Origin of the sequence: Nocardia amikacinitolerans NBRC 108937 (assembly GCF_001612615.1) — a bacterium.
In the GTDB taxonomy this organism is placed as follows: domain Bacteria; phylum Actinomycetota; class Actinomycetes; order Mycobacteriales; family Mycobacteriaceae; genus Nocardia; species Nocardia amikacinitolerans.
In genome coordinates this window covers 100,877-120,149 of sequence record NZ_BDAU01000022.1, presented here as the reverse complement: position 1 = coordinate 120,149, position 19,273 = coordinate 100,877, and the positions used below count along the sequence as shown (strand labels likewise).

Below are 19,273 nucleotides of genomic sequence, written 5' to 3'. Positions count from 1 at the left end.
GCACGGACGCGCGCGGCCCGATTTTCGGTCCCTCGGACCGGACGTTCTACCCTGTAATACGAAGTTTGTCCAGGATCGGCGAGAACAAGAAGGCAGGACCGTGCAGGACAGTCGTGCAACCGAGAGCGATGTACCCCAGCACCGGTACAACGCTGACCTCGCGGGCCGCATCGAGCGCCGGTGGCAGCAGAACTGGGTGGAGCGTGGCACCTTCCACGCGCCGAACCCGACCGGCCCGCTCGCCGGGGACACTCCCGCGGACAAGCTGTTCGTCCAGGACATGTTCCCGTACCCGTCTGGCGCGGGCCTGCACGTCGGCCACCCGCTGGGCTACATCGCGACCGACGTGTTCGCCCGCTACCACCGCATGCACGGACGCAACGTGCTGCACGCGCTGGGCTACGACGCCTTCGGCCTGCCCGCCGAGCAGTACGCGGTGCAGACCGGAGCGCACCCGCGCGACACCACCGAGTCCAACATCGCCACCATGCAGCGCCAGCTGGACCGGCTGGGTCTCGGCCACGACCGTCGTCGCTCGTTCGCGACCACCGACCCGGAGTACTACCGCTGGACGCAGTGGATCTTCCTGCGCATCTACAACGCCTGGTACGACCTGGAGACCGGTCGCGCCCGGCCGATCGCCGATCTGGAGGAGCAGTTCGCCTCCGGCGCGCGTCCCGCGCCCGAGGGCAAGGACTGGAACACCATGTCCGCCGACGAGCGCGCCGCGGTGATCGACTCGTATCGCCTGGTGTACCAGACCGATTCGATGGTCAACTGGTGCCCCGGTCTGGGCACCGTGCTGTCCAACGAGGAGGTCACCGCAGAGGGCCGCAGCGAGCGCGGCAACTTCCCGGTCTTCCGTAAGCGCCTGTGGCAGTGGATGATGCGCATCACCGCCTACTCGGACCGCCTGGTCGACGACCTGGATCTGCTGGACTGGCCGGAGAACGTGAAGGCCATGCAGCGCAACTGGATCGGGCGTTCGCGCGGCGCGCAGGTGAAGTTCGATTCGGACGCGGGCCAGATCGAGGTGTTCACCACCCGTCCCGACACCCTGTTCGGCGCGACCTACATGGTGCTGGCCCCCGAACACGAGCTGGTCGACCGGCTGGCCGCGGCGCAGTGGCCGGAAGGCACCGATTCCCGCTGGACCTACGAGGGTTCGGCCTCGCCCGCCGACGCCGTCGCCGCCTACCGCAAGGCCATCGCGGCCAAGTCGGATCTGGAGCGCCAGGAGAACAAGGAGAAGACCGGCGTCTTCCTCGGCGCGTACGCCACGAATCCGGTGAACGGACAACGGATTCCGATCTTCGTCGCCGACTACGTGCTGATCGGCTACGGCACCGGCGCGATCATGGCGGTGCCCGGCCACGATCACCGCGACCACGAATTCGCCACCGCGTTCGGACTGCCGATCGTGGAGGTCATCTCCGGCGGCGACGTCGCCAACGGCGCCCATTCGGGCGAGGGCGAACTGGTGAATTCCGATTACCTGAACGGTCTTTCGGTCGAGGAGGCCAAGGCGACCGTCATCGGCAGGCTGGAGGCCGACGGGCACGGCACCGGAACCATCCAGTACAAGCTGCGCGACTGGCTGTTCGCCCGCCAGCGCTACTGGGGCGAGCCGTTCCCGATCGTCTACGACGAGCATGGCGCACCGCACGCGCTGCCGGAATCCATGCTGCCCGTGCGGCTTCCCGAGCTGGACGACTTCGCGCCGGTCACCTTCGACCCGGACGACGCGAACTCCGAGCCCTCCCCGCCGCTGGCCAAGGCCACCGACTGGGTGCACGTCGAGCTGGATCTCGGCGACGGGCCGAAGAAGTACCGGCGCGACACCAACGTCATGCCGAACTGGGCGGGCAGCTCCTGGTACCAGCTGCGCTACGCCGACCCGACCAACCCGGAGGCGTTCTGCGCCAAGGAGAACGAGCAGTACTGGCTGGGTCCGCGCACCGCGGAGCACGGCCCGAACGATCCGGGCGGCGTCGATCTGTACGTCGGCGGCGTGGAGCACGCCGTGCTGCACCTGCTGTACGCGCGCTTCTGGCAGAAGGTGCTCTTCGACCTGGGCGACGTGAGCAGCAGCGAGCCGTACCGGCGGCTGTTCAACCAGGGCTACATCCAGGCGCACGCCTACACCGACGAGCGCGGCGCGTACGTGCCCGCGGCCGAGATCGTCGAGCGGGCGGGCAAGTTCTTCTGGACGGACGCGACCGGCGTCGAGATCGAGGTGTTCCAGGAGTACGGCAAGATCGGAAAGTCGTTGAAGAACGCCATCTCTCCGGACGAGATGTGCGATCTGTACGGCGCAGACACCTTCCGCTTCTACGAGATGTCGATGGGTCCGCTGGACACCTCGCGGCCGTGGGCGACCAAGGACGTCGTCGGCGCGCACCGGTTCCTGCAGCGGGTCTGGCGTCTGGTGGTCGACGAGGAGACGGGCGCGCTGCGCGTCACCGAGGACGCGCCGTCGGAGGAGACCCTGCGCCTGACGCACAAGACGATCGCGGGCGTCGACGAGGATTTCGCCGCACTGCGTGACAATACGGCGGGCGCGAAGCTCATCGAGCTGACCAACCACCTGACCAAGAACTACCCGAACGGCGCACCGCGCTCGGTGGTGGAACCGCTGGTGCTGATGCTGGCCCCGCTCGCCCCGCACATCGCCGAGGAACTGTGGGAACGGTTGGGCCACAGCGTTTCCCTGGCGCACGGACCGTTCCCGGTCGCGGATCCCGCGCTGCTCGTCGAGGACACGGTGGAGTACCCGATCCAGGTGAACGGCAAGGTGCGCAGCCGGATTCAGGTCCCCGCCGACGCCGACAACGCCGCCATCGAGGCGGCCGCGCTGGCCGACGAGAAGATCGCCGCACTCCTGAACGGCGCCGCACCACGCAAGCTGATCGTCGTGCCGGGCCGCCTGATCAACATCGTCGCCTGACCTCCCGACCGAACCTCTCGACCGAAGGTGACCTCCAGCCCCTCGAATAGGCCGGATGTCACCTTCAGTCGAGCGCTCGGTACCCGACCGAAGGTGACATCCGGTCGGGATGGACTGCTGACGGTCACCCTCGGTCGTCAGCGGGCGAGGGGCCGCAGCACGATCTCCGTCGGGTGCGCGTCGCGCGGCGTCTCGATGGCGTGCCGCACCGCCGCCGCGACCGTCTCGGGGGTCAGGAACTCCTCCGGCCGGTACTCGCGACCCTCGTTGGTGGTGATCTCCCGCTGCATGTCGGTATCGATACGGCCGGGGAAGATCGAGGTCACGCGCAGCGCGGGTTCCTCGAGCCGCAGCGCGTCGGCGAAGGCGCGCAACCCGAACTTGCTCGCCGCGTAGGAGGCCCAGCCCGCGTTGGCCCGCAGCCCGGCGCCCGAATTGATCAGCACCACATGGCCGTTCGACGCGCGCAACGCGGGCAGCAGCAGCCTGGTCAGTTCGGCGACGGCGATGAGGTTGGCCTCCAACGTGTTTCGCCACTGGTCCACCGACGACTCCGCGATGGTGCCGAGATCGGCGATCCCGGCGTTGTGCACGAGCACGTCCAGCCGCTCGACCGCGCCGACCGCCGCGGCGACTCCCGCGTAATCGGTGAGCTCCACCGGCCACGGCGTCGCCTCCGGCAGCTCGGCGCGGATGTCGCGCAGCGCGTCTTTCGAGCGCGCGCCGAGCAGCAGCTCGTGTCCCGGCGCGAGTTCGCGGGCGATGGCCGCGCCGAGCCCGCGGCTGGCTCCGGTGATCAACGCGGTCGGCTTCGGTGTGCTGGTGACGGCGGTGTTCATGCGCCCCACCGTAGTCGGCACGCCGGAAGCGACCTCGAATCCGTAGCACTGCGCCGACTCGTAGCGATGCACGCATACGTCGGTAACCAATCTCCACGGACGGGGCATGCGAGAGTGAGATCCGCCGAACACCTGGTGCGCCGCGCTGCGACGCAACCCACCGCCGCTGATCGGGCATATTTGCGCGTCGGATCGCAGAATAGGGGGATGGCACATCCGGGTTTCACCCCAACTCAGCTCGCGGCGCGCGCCGCCTACCTGCTGCGGGGCAACGACCTGGGCACCATGACCAGCGCAGCGCCTCGGCTGTATCCGCACATGTGGAGCTGGGACGCGGCGTTCGTGGCCGTCGGTCTCGCACCGCTCAGCGTGGAGCGCGCCGTCGTCGAGTTGGACACGCTGCTCTCGGCGCAGTGGAAGAACGGGATGATCCCGCACATCGTGTTCGCCAACGGCGTGGACGGCTACTTCCCCGGCCCGGCCCGCTGGGAGTGCCGCAAGCTGGCCGCCAACGCGCCCGACGGTCCGGACACCTCGGGCATCACCCAGCCGCCGGTGCACGCCATCGCCGTGCAGCGCATTCTCGATCACTCCCGCCGCCACGGGCGCAGCACCAGGGCCGTCGCCGAGGAGTTCCTGAATCGCCGCTGGCCGGACCTGGTGCGCTGGCATCGCTGGCTCGCGCACGCGCGGGATCCGAAGGAGAACGGCCGGATCACGCTCTACCACGGCTGGGAATCCGGCATGGACAACTCGCCGCGCTGGGACCGCGCCTACGAGCACGTGATCCCAGGCGATCTGCCTCCGTACCGCCGCGAGGACGTGCTGATCATCGACGATCCGACGCAGCGCCCCACCGACCGCGAGTACGACAGGTACCTCTGGCTGGTCGAGCAGATGCGGCGGGCCGGATACGACGACTACCAACTCGCCTCCACCATGAGCTTTGCCGTGCAGGACGTGTTCGTCACCGCGGTCTTCGCCCTGGCCTGCGAGGTGCTCGCCAACATCGGCGAGGAGTACAAGCAGCCGCACGCCGACGTGCGCGACCTCTACGCGTGGGCCGAGCGCTTCCGTGCGGGCGTCGTCGCCACCACCGACGCGCGGACCGGCGCGGCCCGCGACTACGACGTGCGCCTCCAGCGCTGGATCGATACGGAGACCCTCGCCGTCTTCGCCCCGCTGCTGTGCGGCGGCCTGCCACGCGACACCGAACGCAGCCTGCTTCGCCTGTTCGAGGGCCCGCGCTACTGCGGCCACCCGGACCTGCGCTTCGCGCTACCGCCCTCGACCTCCCCCGTCTCCAGGGACTTTCGCCCGCGCGAATACTGGCGCGGACCGGTGTGGCCGGTGATGAGCTGGCTGTTCTCCTGGGTCTTCGCCCGCCGCGGCTGGGCCGAACGCGCCTTCATGCTGCGCGCCGAGGGCTTGCGACAGGCCAGCGACGGCAGCTTCGCCGAGTACTACGAACCCTTCACCGGCGAACCCCTCGGCAGCATGCAGCAGTCCTGGACCGCCGCCTCGGTCCTCGACTGGCTCGGCTGACGACACCCGCGGCGCGCTTGGACTCGGCGCGGCGGGGGAGCGAAGGCGAGGCTGGGGCCTAAGGTCGAAGGGCATGGATAGCACTCGTTGGAGAGCGACTCGCAGTGTCGCGTTGTCCGCGATCGTGGTGGGCAGCATCCTTTCGGCGACCGGTCAGAGCGCGGCGGCGCCGGTCGGGCCGGACGTCTCGTCCTGGCAGCACATCGACGGCCGGTTGATCGACTGGTTCGCGGTCAAACGGTCCGGCCACGACTTCGCCATGGTCAAGGCCACCGAGGGCCTGAGCTACATCAATCCCTACTTCGTGCCGGACAGCCTGTTGATGCGCGCGGCGGGCATCGCGCGCGGCACGTACCACTACGCGCGCCCGCAGCTGCCGCCCGAACCACAGGCGGCGCTCTACGCCGCGACGGTGCTCGGTCAGAACGGTCCGCTGGACCTGCCGCCCGTGCTCGATCTGGAGCACTCCGGCGGTCTCGGTCCCGCCGCGCTGATCAACTGGACGCACCGCTACCTGAACACGGTGCAAGCGCTGACCGGCCGGGTGCCGATCATCTACACCTATCCGAACTTCTGGAAGACGGCGATGGCGAACACCAGCGAGTTCACCCGCTATCCGCTGTGGATCGCCGACTACCGCGGCAACGCCCAACCGGAGGTGCCCGGCGGCTGGCCGACCTGGACGTTCTGGCAGACCACCGACAGCGGCAGCATCCCCGGCATCGCGGGCCGCACCGATCTCAACGTATACAGCGGCGCCCAAGGCGATTTCGCCACGTTCGCCAATATGGGTTAGTTGAGCGAGCGCCCCCGGCCGGGCGAACCGGCTGGGGGCGAACGATCTTCAGCTATGGCAGCGCAGAGCTGGCCGGGAAACGGGATACGGCTGACCCGAATGCCCAGCCGGCGAAAACAACCGGGGCACAGTCGACTACACGCCGATCCGCCCGCCGTCCTTCTTCCACACCACCGCCACGGACGGCCTCGGCTGCGCGGAACCACCGTCGGGCCAGTGCGAGAACGGGTTGTCGGGAGTGGCGTCGTCGGTCTCACCCGGGTGCTGCACGCACACGATCACCCGCGACTCGGTGACGATCGGACCGCAGGTCTCCGCACCGCGCGGCACGGTCAAGAACTGTTTGGTCTCACCGCGATTCGCGCCGTCGAGCACCACCGAGAAGAGGCCGTCGTTGGACTTCAGCGCGTTGCCGTCGGTGGAGATCCACAGGTTGCCGTACGGGTCGAAGGCCAGGTTGTCCGGGCAGGAGATCGGGCTCACCTTGGTCTTGTCGAACCCGGCGTAGTAGGTGTCCGCCGCGTTCGGATCACCGCAGACCAGCAGCAGCGACCAGGTGAACTCGGTGCCGGTGTGGTCGTCGTCGATCTCCAGGACCTGGCCGTTCTTGTTGAGGTTGCGCGGGTTCGCCTCGTCGGCGCCCGCCTTGCCCTCCTTGCCGCGGTTGTCGTTGTTGGTCAGCGCGACGTACACCTTGCCGGTGTAGGGGTTGGCCTCGAAGTCCTCCGGGCGGTCCATCTTCGTCGCGCCGACCTTGTCGGCCGCGAGCCGGGTGAACACCGCGACCTCTTCGGCGGTCATGCCGTCGACCAGCGACCTGCCCTTGCCCTCGGCGTTCGTCTCCAGCAGCGGAATCCACTGTCCCTTACCGGTGAAGCCCTTGTCCGACGGCTTGGCTCCGGTGCCGTCGATCTTGTCCGCGTGGTCGCCGGTGAGCTTGGCGACGTACAGCGTGCCCGCGTCGAGGATGGTCATGTTGTGCCGCCTGCTCGCCGCGCCGGTACCGGACTGCACCTTGCGGGACGACACGAATTTGTACATGTAGTCGAACTTCTCGTCGTCGCCGGTGTAGGAGACGACGTCGCCGCCCTTGGTGACGTAGATGTTCGCGCCCTCGTGCTTGAGCCTGCCCATGGCCGAGTGCTTGACCGGCGTGGAGTTCGGGTCCCACGGGTCGACCTCGATGACATAGCCGAATCGGTTGGCCTCGTTGGGTTCCTGCGCCAGATCGAAGCGCTTGTCCGCGCGCTCCCAGAGGTTGGCCGTCGCGCCCGCGGTGAAGCCGTAGCGCTTGGCCCGCGCCCCGGCCGCGTCACCGCCGGCGGGCTTGTCGCCGTTGGCGAAGTAGCCGTGGAAATTCTCCTCGCCGGAAAGCACGGTGCCCCACGGGGTTACGCCGCCCGCGCAGTTGGCGAAGGTGCCGAGCACCTTGGTGCCCGTCGGATCGGCGGAGGTCTTCACGAACTCGCTGCCCGCCGCGGGACCGGTGAGGGTGAACTCGGTGGTGGCGGTGATGCGGCGGTTGTACTTGCCGAAGACGGTCGTCAGCTTGCCGGTGCCTGGCTCGCCCTTGACCTCGACGACGGTCAGGCCGTGCGCCGCCATGGTGATGGCGAGCTGCTCGGGCGTCGGGTTCGCTTTGTCGTAGCCGCGGAACATCTGCGGCGCGGTGGTGTACTCGTGGTTGACCACGAGCAGGTAGCTGTTGGCCTGGCCCTCGATGGGCAGCAGGGCGGCGAAGTCGTTGTTGTAGCCGAACTGCTTGGCCTGCGCGGCGGCCGACTGCCGGTCGAAGTCGAAGGCCGGAGCGTCGACGAAAAGCGGGTCGCCCCACCGGATCACGACCGACTGCTCGTAGCCCTCCGAGACGACAACGGCGTCTTCTTTGTTGGGCGCGACCGCGGTGAAGTTGGTTCCGGTTCCGGGCGGACCCGCCGGGGTGCTTCCGGTGGAGCCGGTGGCCTCGTCGTCACCGCAGGCCGCGAGCGCGGAGGCGGCGCCGACCGCGAGAACCGCGGCCGCGCCGCCCTTGATCAGTCCACGCCGGTTCAGGGAGCTGACGATGTCGCCGAAGTACTCGCCGCCCGAGGTGTTGGGCGTCTCGTGGAAGCACGCGTTGGCGCATTTGTACTCGCAGGTCACGGCGGCGCGCGCGGAGCGGCCGTCGTGCTGCACGAAGAGGGCGAGTGGTTTCAAGGTCACGATCACTCCTGCTTTGGGCTGTCGGCCGCACGCTAAACGCCGCAGGCTATTCCCAGGAAACACCCAGGTGAACAGCCGACCAAGTCTCAGGCGTTCACCGGAATCGCGATGACCACCTCCTGCTCGTTCTCCGGCAGGTAATGCACCTGCACGATCCTGCCCACCTGCACGTTACCGACGCTCGCCGGCGGCAGGAACTTCTCGGCGCCGGTGCGGAAGGTGCTGCCGTCGGGCCGCGTGACGGCGAGCCCGATGACCACCTTGGAGTAGCCGTCGCGGATCTCCCCGGGCACCGACAGCGACTGCACCACCGCCTGCGCCGCGATGCCCCGCGCAGCGATGTCCAACTTGGCCTTTGTGGTGAAGCCCTTGCGGATCATGGATTCGTTCATCACCCGCTGCGCCTCGACGCTGTCGCCGGAGAGGTCGACCTCCACCTTGTCGGTGCGGTCCGGCAGGTAGCGCACGGGAAGCACAACGCCGGGACGCAGCAACGCCAGTTCGGTGAGCGGCACGATCATCTTCGCGGCGGAGTCGAAGACCTTGCCGTCCACGCCCTCGACGCTGAATTCGATGCGGATCTGCGGCTGGTCGTTGACGGTGAGCCCGGTCTGCCGGAACGACTTCACGGTGCCGATGCCGAGCAGGCCGCCGCGGAATTCCGTGGTGTTCAGTCCGGTGAAGGCGGACATGATGCCCTCGCCGGTGAAGGCGAAGACCAGCACCACCATGGTGAAGGCGACGATCGGCAGGGCCATGAAGCCGTTGAGCCAGGCGGTGAAGCCGGGCTCCCACGGGCTGCTCGGTTCGTAGGTGAGGCCGTTCCAGAGATAGAGGCCGATCGCGGCGAGGCCGAAGACGATCGCGGCGGCGCGCAGTTTGGTTGCCATGGTGTGCTCCTTGGGTTTTGTCGGTCGGACGTTCCGAGTTCCGGGCCACCCCGTCGTCCCGTCCTGGCGCACCCCTCGGTGGCGCCGGGCTCGCGGGACGACGGGGAGCCGAGCAGTCGGACCGTCAGGCGCCGACGATGGTCGTGCAGGCGAAGGTGATGTCGAAGGTCGAGGTCGAGGGGCCCGCGAGCGGGTTGCTCAGGTCGGGCGCGCCGACGCCCTCGCCGGTGACCTTGTAGGTGTTGCCGTCCTTCACGAGCTTCGCCGAGCCGCCCGGCTGGCCGTTGCCGTAGCCGACCGCGTAGGGCAGGCCCGAGGAGCCACCCTGGCTGCCCGCGATGCCGACGGCCTGCACGGTGTCGCCGGTGATGGTGGCGCTGACCGACAGCTGGCCGTAGGTGGCGTTGTTGTTGTCGGTCAGCGCGAGGGCCAGGGTGTCGCCCTGCTTGGCGCAGGTGGTATCGAACGTGCCGTTCAGCGCCTTGCCGTCGACCAGCGCCGCGGACTTGCCGGCGGCCGGGCCCGCGGGCGCGGCGGCGGTGGTCTGCTGCGAGGTCGCGGGCGAGCTCTTCGCGGAGTCGTCGCCGCAGGCGGTGAGGAAGCCGGTGAGCGCGACGGCGGCGAGGGCGGCGGTGCCGATGCGGAAGTGCTTGGCGTTCATGGTGATCTGTTCCTGTCTGTCTCGGTTGGTCCGGCCCCGGGTGGGCCGTTGTGAGAAAGGTAGGAATCGCACGCCGCCTACCGATCCCAGGTTTCGGCGGCCCGAACCGGCCAAAGGTCCGTTAACCTGGTCGAATGCGACGACCGCGCGCCATGGTGCTCGACGAGGTGTGGCGCAAGCTCGACGGTGTCGAAGCACTCAGCGGCCCACAGGGCGGACCGCTGCGCCGGACCGTCAAACTCGTGCTCGACCCGCTGGTCATCCGGCCCGTGCAGCACCCGAGTTGTGCGGGCGCGATCCTCACCGCGGACGGCGCGACGCTGCTCGCCACCCGGATCTACGCCGCCGCAGACGTACTGCGCGCCACCGCGGCCTGGTTCACGCTGCTCAAACAGGTTCGTCGGGCGTTGCGCATCACCGAGGGCAATCCGCAGGATCTCTATTTCCAGCGCTGCTTCGAGCTCGCGACGACAGCGGGACACCCGGATCCGGTGCGGGACAAGCAGACCGCGGAGGCGGCGTTGCGCGATATCCACGAATTCGCCGCGGGCCGAACCACGCAGGCGCTCAAGGAACACCTGACCGACGCGGAGGTGGCGCGGGAGCTGGGCGGATTGATCGAGATCGCCTGGCGACGACGTCCTTCGGCGGTGCGCGGCGATCACACCGCGGGGTTCGAAAAGCTCCTCGACGCGTGCGCGAACAGTCGGGTGACCGGCGACGGGCAGCCCGAACTGGACCGGCTGGTCGCGGCGCACGCGGGCACGCATTCCGGTATCGACCTCTGGCACCGGGCATCCGGCGGCAGCGCGAACGAACTCGGGCTCACCGCGCATCCGCTGCCGCACCCGCCCGCGCTCGGTACGTCGGCGTCCAAGGCGGACCTGGGACTACCGTTCGACCGCACGATCTACGAACGGGTCTTCACGGTGTTGCAGGCGTCGAGCGAACGCGCTGAGCTACCGCCGATTCCGGAGCTGGTCACCGACGAGATCGCCCGCTGTTGCGCGCCGTGGGCGCTGCTGGACGAGACGCTGCGCGTTGCGGCCGCTACCGGAGCCGCGCTGGCCGTGGGTCTTTCGCCGTTCGGTGTGGTGCAGGGCGAGAGCGTTGGGGTGGGGCGGGTGCGTCACTTGGCGGATGCGGGGCGGGCGGATCGCGGTGGTACCGCGGGCAACGCACAGTCGGGGACCGGTGGTGCGACGGACGCCGGGCGGGCGGCACTCGACAGCGTCGCACCGGGGAATCGTGGCAGCGCCGTCCACATCCCGCACGCGGACCGCAGCGATGGCGCCGGCAGCGTACTGGGGGATCGCGGCGACCCGGCGGAGGTTGGACGGTCGAATCGCCCTGGTGCGGCGGACGTCCTGCGGCCGGATCACGGAGGTGCAGGCGAGGTCCGGCAGACAGATCGCGGCGGCGCGGCGGGCGCCGCACAGGCGGACCGTCTCAGCGCGGCAGAGGCCGCACCGGCAGAACGCGGCAGCGCGGCGAACCTCACGCGGCCGGATCGCGGCGGCGCAGCGGGCGCCGCACAGGCGGACCGTCTCAGCGCGGCAGAGGCCGCACCGGCAGAACGCGGCAGCGCGGCGAACCTCACGCGGCCGGATCGCGGCGGCGCAGCGGGCGCCTCGCACGCGGATCGTCTCAGCGCGGCGGACGGCCCCCGACCGCGTCGCGATGACGCGGCGGATACCACGTGGGCGGCTCGGCGAGCAGCCGCGCCGTACGGCGTCGCGCGCGAAACCGCGGCGCACCAGGCGATCAACAACCGATGGCGGCGCGAAGCCTATGTGCTGCAAGCGCGGCGGCTCGCGGTGCACGAGGCCGAGCAGGCGAGCGGACCGCTCGCGCAGATCGCGACGGAACTCCGCACACCGTGGCGGCCCTACCTGCGGCGGCTCTGGGTTCGGTTGCACGGGCGCGATGTTCGCGCGGTTCCGGTCGACGAACCAGAGGAGTTGTGGGATCTGCTGGACGGTGTGGCCCGCTCGGTCATCCTCGATCACCGCACCAAGGTGAAGAACGCGCTCAGCGCGAGTGCGGTCGCGGGTGAGTTCGGTTCGACGGAATCGAGGGCGAGCTGATGAACGCGGTGCTCGTGCGCGAACACGCGGACGGACTCTGGACCGTCGTCCCAAGCGGCGCGCCAACGGTTTTGGATGACGTGCCCGCACTGGACACCCTGGTGTTGGAGGTGGTCGGCGGTCATCTCAGCTGGAGTCTGCTTGCCGACGAACACGTTCCGGCCGCCGTGCTGCACGACCTCGACGGCGCGCAGGAGTGGTTGTGGGCCGTGTACGGCGAACGCGTCGCACTGGCCGTCGCCGACAAGCGAACCGGCGAACTCCCGGCCGACCCCGCGCTGCCCACTCTGGTGACGCGGGCCAGGCGGCTGGCCTACGCGCACTGGGCGGCCCGCTGGTGGCCCGCGTCCACCATCGACGGCATCCCGGCGCTGGATCAGAGCCTGCTCGACACCGAGATCGCCACGCTCACCGAGGAATGCGAGTCGCTGGTGGACGGCGTCGACGCGCACCTCGCGCCGGTGACAGCGCCTTCCACCGCACTCGGCCGGGCGGAGGATTACGCGCTGGCCGCTGGTCCCGGCGCAAGGCACGGCGAGCTGGTCTTGGGCCGCGGCAGCGGCGGATGGGATTGGCGGCGTTGCCCGCCCGGGCTGGTCGACGCCTCCGAACGCGCGGTGTCCTGGGAGTTGACCAGGGCCGAGGGGGCAACGCTCGTGCGGGTGCGAGCGGTGGCCGCGCCCCAATTGGTCGCCGCACCCGCGCATTTGCGACCACGTGCGCTACTCGACACCTCAGGTGGCGCTGTCGACACCGAACTCGAGCTGTTCGGCGATACCTGGCAGGGTGCGGCGTCGGTGTCGTCGGACGAAGTCGCCGCAGTGCGGGTTTACGTTCCCGGCGTGGGTCCGGCCGAGCTGAACGCGGCTGAACGGGAAGAGCGGCAACGTATTCGCGATTTCGCGGCCGCTCGGCTCGGCCGTGCCGCTGCGGGCGACGACGACTTGCTGCTCGCCGAGATCGCGGCCGCAGCAATGGATTCGGACTTCTGATGGTCGACGAAGCGCCGCCCGGCCTGGAACTGCTCTACGAGGGGGCCGCCGCCTATCAGCGCGGCGAGGTCGCGGAGGCGCTGCACATCTTCGAGCACGCGGTCGACACCACCTCCGGCGGCGTGCGGGTCAGTGCGCTGGTGAACGCGGCGAGCATGTGCGACGAACTCGGTGACCACGCGGGCGCTGTCGTCCGGTTCCGGTCGGCGCTGGCGGAGATCCCCGAGGACGCCGTCGAGAAGCGCGCGTCCACGCTCGTCAACTACTCGCAGGCGCTCCAGCACCTCGGCGAGCTCGACGACGCGCAAGCGGCGCTCGAGCAGGCCAGGGCACTGCTCGCGGACAATCCCGAGTTCGGTGCGCTGCGCGTGCCGTGCCTGCTCTCCCTGACGGCGGTCGCGTTCCACCGCGCCCAATGGGTGCGCGTCATCGAACTCGCTACCGAAACACTGGACGTCGCACAGCGTTTCGCGCCACACCTGGCAGGTCATCCGCTGATGAACCTGGCGGGCGCCTACTTCGAGACCGGCCGCAGGGAACTCGGCATCGACTTCGCCGAACAAGCACTGGCCGCGTTCGAGGCGGCGGGCGACCGCAACGCGCTGGCCGAGACCCAGCAGAATCTCGCGACGCTGTACACCAGGGTCGACCGGTTCGAGGCGGCGGAGGAACCGCTGCGGGCGAGTCAGGAGTACTTCGAACAGGCGGGACTCGAGTATCGCGCCGGAGTCGGGCTCAGGATCATGGGATTCGTCGCCGAGCACCGCGACGACGTCGAACAGGCCGAGGTGCTGTACCGGCGCAGCCTCTTCTACTTCGAAGCATCCGGCGCGGCGCTGGACGTCGCCGCCGTGCAGACTCGCCTCGCGACGGTGGCCTTCAAAGGGTTTCGTATCGAGGAGGGGCAGCAACTGCTCGCCGCCGCTTTCGACGCGTACGCCTCACGCGGTCTCGGATTGCACTGCGCGCAGGTCGATTTCCGGCACGCCGTGCTGCTGGAAGCGCTGATCGACACCATCGACTCGCCGACGCCCGAGCTGTTGGCGCTGGCCCGCGATGTCGCGGTGCCCGCGGCCATCGCCATCGACGCCGTGCGGTACACGCTGCCGAACGGCAACCAGCGCGCCCAGTGGAACCGCGAGATCGCCGACCCTGCCATGCGTTTGGCGTTCCGATTCGCCTACCTCTGCGGCGACGGACCGCTCGTCGCGGACCTCATCGAAACGCAATGCGCTGGAACTACGTTGGACGTCGACGCGACCGATCATCAACCGCACCCGCAGCTGCCGCTCGAACCTCTGTCACCGATCGAGACGCCCGCCTCCGCCGGAGAATCCGCCCTACAACTCGGGTCGGCGCTGGCCAAAGTCGCCGCCGCCGCGGGATTGCGAGTAGCGCCGCCGCCGCGCTTGGCGGTCGCGCCCGACGGGCACATCGCGCTGGCCGAGTACATCGCCGCCGCCGAACGGCGTTATGGGCGCGCGGTGCGCGAGGAACGGGTGCTGACGGTATGAGTGAACCGAGAGACGCGGTACGGCGTACGAGCTATGGGGCTCGAGCATGACTATCTCCGACCAGCCGACGGTCGTAGTACGGATGGCCGATGCCGGTGACGTCTACATGTCCTGGCGGTGGGTGGACGATTCCGCGCCGCGCGGTGCCACGATGCTGCCGGGTGGTCCGATCACGGAGGCCGTGCGAGCGCTTACCGACGCGCTACCCAACCCCAACGTGCCCGGCGGGCTCGAGCGCGCGCTCACCACCGGAGCCTTTGCCTCGCGCGATGCGGAATATGCTCTGGCTCAGTCCCTCTCGCGCGCTCTGCTGCCTCACGGCCTTGCGGTGCAGTTGCACGATCTGTACACGCGCGGAATCCGTCCGCATATACGGCTGCAACCCTCGCCGCGGGTGGCGCAGGTGCCGTGGGAGATCATCGCGCCCGACCCCGCCTTGCGGCTCGTCGATTTCGCCGATGTCAGCCTGCTCGCGCCCGCGGGTGTCGTGCAGGCACCCGATCGTCGCGCGCGTTCCTGGGCCGCCGACCGTGAGCTGCCCGTCGTGGCGGTCCTCGATCCGCGGGTGCCGGGTTTTCGCGCCGACTCCGTCCTCGGTTCGGTCCTCGGGCGGATGGACGGCACCCGACCGCTCGCCGAACGAGTCGCCGAACTCATTGCGGGGCAACGCCTCCGGCCTGTCGTGGCGGAGCCCGTCGAAGTCTTCCGCCGCACCGACCTGGATCGCACGTGGCTCTCCGAAACGCTCCGCGCGGGAGCGTCGCGGCTGATCTACGTCGGTCACGTCACGGCCGCGGCACCGGAATCCGGTCAAAGCGAGAACGCCGAACTACACCTGACCTGCACCGCCGACACCACCGGCTTCGCCGAACCGCTGCGCGCACACCGCCCGCTCTCGGCCAAAGACCTCCTGCTCGGCACGCACACGCTTGCTCCCGAACCCATTGCAGGACCTGACCTTTGGCCGATTCCGAGCCGCGTCGCCCTCATCGCCTGCGAAAGCGGCGGCGACCTCCGCTTCACCGAAGCACTCGGCCTCATCGCCGCCATGATCAACGGCGGCGCCGAACTCGTCACCGCCACCCGCTGGCCACTCCCCACCGACCTGGCCTTCCAACGCCTCGCCGGCGCCACCACCGCCACGCCGCTGCAAGACCTCATCCACTCCATCGACACCGCCCACGACCACCCCGCCCCCCTCCTCCCCCTCACCACCTGGCACCGCACCCGCCTCACCACTTGGCGCGAAACCGGCGCCATCGAACACTCCCCCCTCCTCTGGTCCGCCATAGCCACCTTCCACACCTGACCTCGCCCGCCCGAAGCGATCCTCGAGCGGGTATGCGGAGGCGTTGGCGTTGCGGCCGGAGGTGCGGGGGGCTCAGTGTTCGTCGTAGTGGCCGTCGTGGGCCGCGTGGCGGTGGCCGTCGTGGATGTAGTCGACGTGGTCGCCATGGGGGACGGCGACGTGGCCGCAGCCCTCACCGTGCTTGTGGTCGTGTGCGGTGCACTGGGTGTGGCCGGAGGGCTCGCATTCGTCGAAGTGGCCTTCGTGGGCGCGGTGCAGGTGGCCGTCGTGGACGTAGTCGATGTGGTCGCCGTGCGGGACGGCGACATGGCCGCAGCCCTCGCCGTGGACGTGCTGCCCGTGGTCGGTGTGCTCGACGTGTGCTGTGGTCATCAGAATGCCTTCTTCCATGAGGATGGACAGGTGTATCTGTGAACAACAACACATTAACACTCACGCATGAATAGATTGCCAAAGATTCGCTTGTCGCTCGGGCGCCTGCTGTGGTTGCTGACCACCACCGCGTCGGGGTCCGCGTCCACCACCAGGCGAGCGTCGTCGGGAGCGCGAGCGCCCGAATGACCCGTAGTCACGGAGCGCGGCGGCCCGAAGAGCGTTGAGAACGGCGGTAGCGGAGGACTGGCAGCTTCGGTCGCGGCGAGCGCGGTGGTAGCCGCGGCGGTGAAACCGGTTTCAGAGCACCTGCGACAAAAACTTCCGCAACCGCGGGGTCTCAGCCGCGTCGAACAGCGCCTCCGGCGCGCCGGTCTCCACCACCTGCCCTTGGTCCATGAACACCACGTTGTCCGAGACGCTGCGCGCGAACCCCATCTCGTGCGTGACCACGATCATCGACATACCGCCCGACGCCAGCTCGCTCATCAGCCCGAGCACGCCCTTGACCAACTCGGGATCCAGCGCCGAGGTGGCTTCGTCGAAGAACATGATCTCCGGCCGCATGGCCAGCGCGCGGGCGATCGCGACCCGCTGCTGCTGGCCGCCGGAGAGATTGCCGGGACGCGCGTCGGCCTTGTCCGCCAGCCCGACGATCTCCAGTTGCTCGATCGCCAGCGCCCGCGCCGCGTCCTTCGACAGACCGCGCAGCTTGCGCGGCCCGAGCGCGATGTTGTCCGCGACGGTCTTGTGCGGGAACAGGTTGAAGTGCTGGAACACCATGCCGATGCGCTGACGCAGCCGGTCCGGGTCCTCGCGCAACACGGATTTTCCGTCCAACAGCACGTCACCGCGGTCGGGCTCGTGCAATCGGTTGAGCACCCGGAGCAGGGTCGATTTGCCGGAGCCCGACGGTCCGATGACGGTGGTGGTCGTGCCAGCGTCGACGTGGATGTCGATACCGCGCAGCACGTGGTTGCGGCCGAGGGTCAGGTGCAGGCCGGTTCCGGTCAGAGATGCACTCATGGTTCAGCGCCCTTCGGTGATGGTGGCCTGCTCGAGCTCGTCGATCGGCTGGTCCGGCCGTCCGGTGCGCATCCGGTGGTCGATGTAGTTGACCAGGTGCGTGAGGGGGATGGTCAGCACCAGGTACATCAGGCCCGCGGCGACGAGCGGCGAGAGATTTCCGGTCTGCGCGTTGAGATCTCGGCCCACCGCGAACAGTTCGCGCTGGCTGGCCAGCAGGCCGAGGAAGTAGATCAGCGAGGAATCCTTGATGAGCGCGATGAATTGGTTCATCAGCGCGGGCAGCACCCGGCGCACGCCCTGCGGGATCACCACCAGCGTCATGGCCTGCCGGTAACCGAAACCGATCGCGCGCGCCGCCTCCAGCTGCCCTGCTTCCACGGATTGAATTCCGGAACGGAAGATTTCGCCGATATAGGCCGAGGCGAGCAGCGCCAGCGCGACCGCGCCGAGCCAGTACGGATTGTTGCCGGTGATGTTGCGCGCCACCGGCCCGACGCCGAGGCCGATGAGCAGGATGATCACCACGGCGGGCAGGCCGCGGAAGATATCGGTGTAAACCCGTGCGGGCCAACGCAACCAGCGCGTGCGGGAGATCCCGGCGACAGCGAGCAGCATGCCGATCACAGTGCCGAGCGCGCCCGAAACTAGCGCCAGGATCAGGGTATTCGGCAGACCGGTCTTGATCAGATCCGGAAAAGCCTTGCGGTACAGCGACCAATCGAAGAACGTTTCCCGCAACTGTTGCAGTGTCGACTTCGGCGCGTTCTGCTCCTGGCTCTCTTCCGTCCGGTTCTCGGCGGCGAGCGCGGCGAAGTCGGGCAGCTGCGGCGTCGGCGCGGCCTTGGAACCCGGCTTCCAACCCGGCGGCAGCTGCCTCGGCACCCAGTCGCTGTAGAGGCGGGCGTAGGTGCCGTCGGCGATCACTGCGTCGAGGCCGCTGTTGAGCGCGTCGGTCAGCGGTTTGTTGTTCTTGTTCACCGCCCAAGCCGCGAAATTGTCCAGGCTGAAAGCGTTCTGGACCACCGAGGTGCCGTCGCCCGGCTTGATCGCGCCTTCGGCCTGCGCGGAGGGCGCGACCCAGGCGTCGACCTGACCGGTCTTCAGATTGGCGTACGCGGTGTTGTAGTCCGGGAACTTCACCGGGTCAAGGCGCAGGGTGTTGACCACGTAGTCGTCCTGCACAGTGCCCTGCACGACGGCGATCCTGGTGCCCGGCCCCAGATCCGCGAAGCCTTTGATCGGACTGCCGTTGGCCACCACGAGGGCGAAGTAGCCGAAGTCGTACCCGTTGGTGAAGCCGACCAGCTCGCGGCGCGCGTCGGTGGTGGTGATGTTGGACGAGCCGACGTCGAAACGCCCACCCGCCACCTGCGCGAGCAGCCCGGAGAACTCGGTGCCCGAGAACTGCACTTGCAGACCGAGTTTCGCGGCCACCGCGCGCAGCAGCTCGTTGTCGAATCCGGTGAAGGTCCCCGCCGAGTTCACGCAGATGCTCGGCGGCGCGTCCGAGAGGGTGCCGACGCTGAGCGTGCCCGGCGTGATCAGCCCGAGCTTGGTCACATCGATGGATTCCAGCGGGACCGTGTTCGCGGTGGTGTAGCGGTCCGGTCCCGCGGTGGCGGGTGAAGCGAGGTTCGTCGGCGCCGCGGACGCCGCGCTCAGTCCCGGCGGCGCGCACAGGTCTCTGGTGCCTGCGGAATCGTCGCCCGAACCACAGCCCGCCGCGGTGAAGCCGACGGCGAGCAGGAGCAAGAGGATCAGGGCACGACGCCGCGCGGCGGACAGACCAGCCATGTTCCCGACCCTAGCGGGGGACTGCCGCGAACCCACAGCTACGCGCGGCCGACGCGACGAGGGTCACTCCGAGCCGAGCGGCACGGTTGTGCGAGAATCCCTCGGGAATTTGCCCCGGGTACGCGGACATTTCGTCGATGCACTTGGCCCCGTGGCTTGTTCAAGGTTCACACCGATCGAAACTGCTCGACGTTCCACCGATGCAGCAGGCGGCCGACTTCGCCTCGGCACCACCACGATCGGACAGCGAGCGATCACTGCTGTCACCGCTTCTCGAGACTGCGTCGGGACTGAAT

General features: G+C 68.9%; 13 protein-coding genes and 2 pseudogenes. 8 read left to right on the top strand and 7 right to left on the bottom strand.

The window, feature by feature from the left end; translation table 11 throughout:
• The first annotated feature begins 100 nt into the window (after window positions 1-100).
• Window positions 101-2,947 (top strand): leucine--tRNA ligase, encoded by a 2,847-nt coding sequence (gene leuS, locus NAM01S_RS18435; protein ID WP_067786881.1) that lies wholly within the window; start codon window positions 101-103, stop codon window positions 2,945-2,947.
• A 137-nt stretch (window positions 2,948-3,084) separates the two neighbouring features.
• Here the strand turns inward: leuS and NAM01S_RS18430 are convergent, their stop codons facing one another.
• Window positions 3,085-3,786, bottom strand: a complete 702-nt coding sequence (locus NAM01S_RS18430; RefSeq protein WP_067786998.1) for an SDR family oxidoreductase — start codon at window positions 3,784-3,786, stop codon at window positions 3,085-3,087.
• A gap of 207 nt (window positions 3,787-3,993) precedes the next feature.
• On the opposite strand from NAM01S_RS18430, the gene ggh reads away from it, so the two are divergent.
• Both ggh and NAM01S_RS18420 read left to right on the top strand, forming a co-directional pair.
• Window positions 3,994-5,331: a glucosylglycerate hydrolase gene (ggh, locus tag NAM01S_RS18425; RefSeq protein WP_067786879.1), complete on the top strand. Its 1,338-nt coding sequence runs from the start codon at window positions 3,994-3,996 to the stop codon at window positions 5,329-5,331.
• A 73-nt stretch (window positions 5,332-5,404) separates the two neighbouring features.
• Window positions 5,405-6,127, top strand: a complete 723-nt coding sequence (locus NAM01S_RS18420) for a glycoside hydrolase family 25 protein (protein ID WP_067786877.1) — start codon at window positions 5,405-5,407, stop codon at window positions 6,125-6,127.
• 135 nt (window positions 6,128-6,262) lie between these two features.
• On the opposite strand, the gene NAM01S_RS18415 is transcribed toward NAM01S_RS18420, so the two are convergent.
• The 3 genes from NAM01S_RS18415 to NAM01S_RS18405 form a co-directional block, all read right to left on the bottom strand.
• Window positions 6,263-8,329 carry a PhoX family protein gene (locus NAM01S_RS18415; RefSeq protein ID WP_067786996.1) on the bottom strand — a complete coding sequence of 689 codons (2,067 nt, stop codon included), beginning with the start codon at window positions 8,327-8,329 and terminating at the stop codon, window positions 6,263-6,265.
• Between the two features lie 86 nt (window positions 8,330-8,415).
• Window positions 8,416-9,219, bottom strand: a complete 804-nt coding sequence (locus NAM01S_RS18410; protein ID WP_067786875.1) for a hypothetical protein — start codon at window positions 9,217-9,219, stop codon at window positions 8,416-8,418.
• A gap of 124 nt (window positions 9,220-9,343) precedes the next feature.
• A complete protein-coding gene (locus NAM01S_RS18405) occupies window positions 9,344-9,880 on the bottom strand; it encodes a lipoprotein LpqH (RefSeq protein ID WP_067786873.1) in 537 nt (178 codons plus the stop codon).
• 152 nt (window positions 9,881-10,032) lie between these two features.
• Between NAM01S_RS18405 and NAM01S_RS18400 the strand changes: the two are divergent.
• From NAM01S_RS18400 to NAM01S_RS18385, 5 genes and pseudogenes are all read left to right on the top strand, one after another.
• A pseudogene (locus tag NAM01S_RS18400) lies at window positions 10,033-10,971 on the top strand (hypothetical protein); the annotation flags it as partial.
• A gap of 627 nt (window positions 10,972-11,598) precedes the next feature.
• Window positions 11,599-11,967, top strand: a pseudogene (locus NAM01S_RS37520) (hypothetical protein); the annotation flags it as partial.
• Window positions 11,967-12,959, top strand: coding sequence for a hypothetical protein (locus NAM01S_RS18395; protein ID WP_067786871.1), 993 nt, complete (start codon window positions 11,967-11,969; stop codon window positions 12,957-12,959). The pseudogene NAM01S_RS37520 and the gene NAM01S_RS18395, both read left to right, overlap by 1 nt.
• Window positions 12,959-14,473 (top strand): tetratricopeptide repeat protein, encoded by a 1,515-nt coding sequence (locus NAM01S_RS18390; RefSeq protein ID WP_067786870.1) that lies wholly within the window; start codon window positions 12,959-12,961, stop codon window positions 14,471-14,473. The genes NAM01S_RS18395 and NAM01S_RS18390 overlap by 1 nt, the downstream gene beginning before the upstream one ends.
• A gap of 46 nt (window positions 14,474-14,519) precedes the next feature.
• Window positions 14,520-15,782 carry a CHAT domain-containing protein gene (locus NAM01S_RS18385; RefSeq protein ID WP_067786868.1) on the top strand — a complete coding sequence of 421 codons (1,263 nt, stop codon included), beginning with the start codon at window positions 14,520-14,522 and terminating at the stop codon, window positions 15,780-15,782.
• Between the two features lie 72 nt (window positions 15,783-15,854).
• On the opposite strand, the gene NAM01S_RS34120 is transcribed toward NAM01S_RS18385, so the two are convergent.
• The 3 genes from NAM01S_RS34120 to NAM01S_RS18370 all read right to left on the bottom strand — a co-directional run bounded on the left by NAM01S_RS34120 (window position 15,855) and on the right by NAM01S_RS18370 (window position 18,977).
• Window positions 15,855-16,154, bottom strand: a complete 300-nt coding sequence (locus NAM01S_RS34120; protein WP_084483060.1) for a hypothetical protein — start codon at window positions 16,152-16,154, stop codon at window positions 15,855-15,857.
• A gap of 300 nt (window positions 16,155-16,454) precedes the next feature.
• Window positions 16,455-17,180 (bottom strand): amino acid ABC transporter ATP-binding protein, encoded by a 726-nt coding sequence (locus NAM01S_RS18375; protein WP_067786864.1) that lies wholly within the window; start codon window positions 17,178-17,180, stop codon window positions 16,455-16,457.
• 3 nt (window positions 17,181-17,183) lie between these two features.
• A complete protein-coding gene (locus tag NAM01S_RS18370; RefSeq protein WP_067786862.1) occupies window positions 17,184-18,977 on the bottom strand; it encodes an ABC transporter substrate-binding protein/permease in 1,794 nt (597 codons plus the stop codon).
• Window positions 18,978-19,273: the final 296 nt, after the last annotated feature.

Bases quoted from the DNA above. Each gene is read 5' to 3' on its own strand.
- NAM01S_RS18370 (WP_067786862.1), bottom strand. From the start codon at position 18,977: ATGGCTGGTCTGTCCGCCGCGCGGCGTCGTGCCCTGATCCTCTTGCTC.
- NAM01S_RS18420 (WP_067786877.1), top strand. From the start codon at position 5,405: ATGGATAGCACTCGTTGGAGAGCGACTCGCAGTGTCGCGTTGTCCGCG.
- NAM01S_RS18430 (WP_067786998.1), bottom strand. From the start codon at position 3,786: ATGAACACCGCCGTCACCAGCACACCGAAGCCGACCGCGTTGATCACC.
- NAM01S_RS18375 (WP_067786864.1), bottom strand. From the start codon at position 17,180: ATGAGTGCATCTCTGACCGGAACCGGCCTGCACCTGACCCTCGGCCGC.
- NAM01S_RS18405 (WP_067786873.1), bottom strand. From the start codon at position 9,880: ATGAACGCCAAGCACTTCCGCATCGGCACCGCCGCCCTCGCCGCCGTC.
- NAM01S_RS18390 (WP_067786870.1), top strand. From the start codon at position 12,959: ATGGTCGACGAAGCGCCGCCCGGCCTGGAACTGCTCTACGAGGGGGCC.
- NAM01S_RS18410 (WP_067786875.1), bottom strand. From the start codon at position 9,219: ATGGCAACCAAACTGCGCGCCGCCGCGATCGTCTTCGGCCTCGCCGCG.
- ggh (WP_067786879.1), top strand. From the start codon at position 3,994: ATGGCACATCCGGGTTTCACCCCAACTCAGCTCGCGGCGCGCGCCGCC.
- NAM01S_RS18395 (WP_067786871.1), top strand. From the start codon at position 11,967: ATGAACGCGGTGCTCGTGCGCGAACACGCGGACGGACTCTGGACCGTC.
- NAM01S_RS18385 (WP_067786868.1), top strand. From the start codon at position 14,520: ATGACTATCTCCGACCAGCCGACGGTCGTAGTACGGATGGCCGATGCC.
- NAM01S_RS34120 (WP_084483060.1), bottom strand. From the start codon at position 16,154: ATGACCACAGCACACGTCGAGCACACCGACCACGGGCAGCACGTCCAC.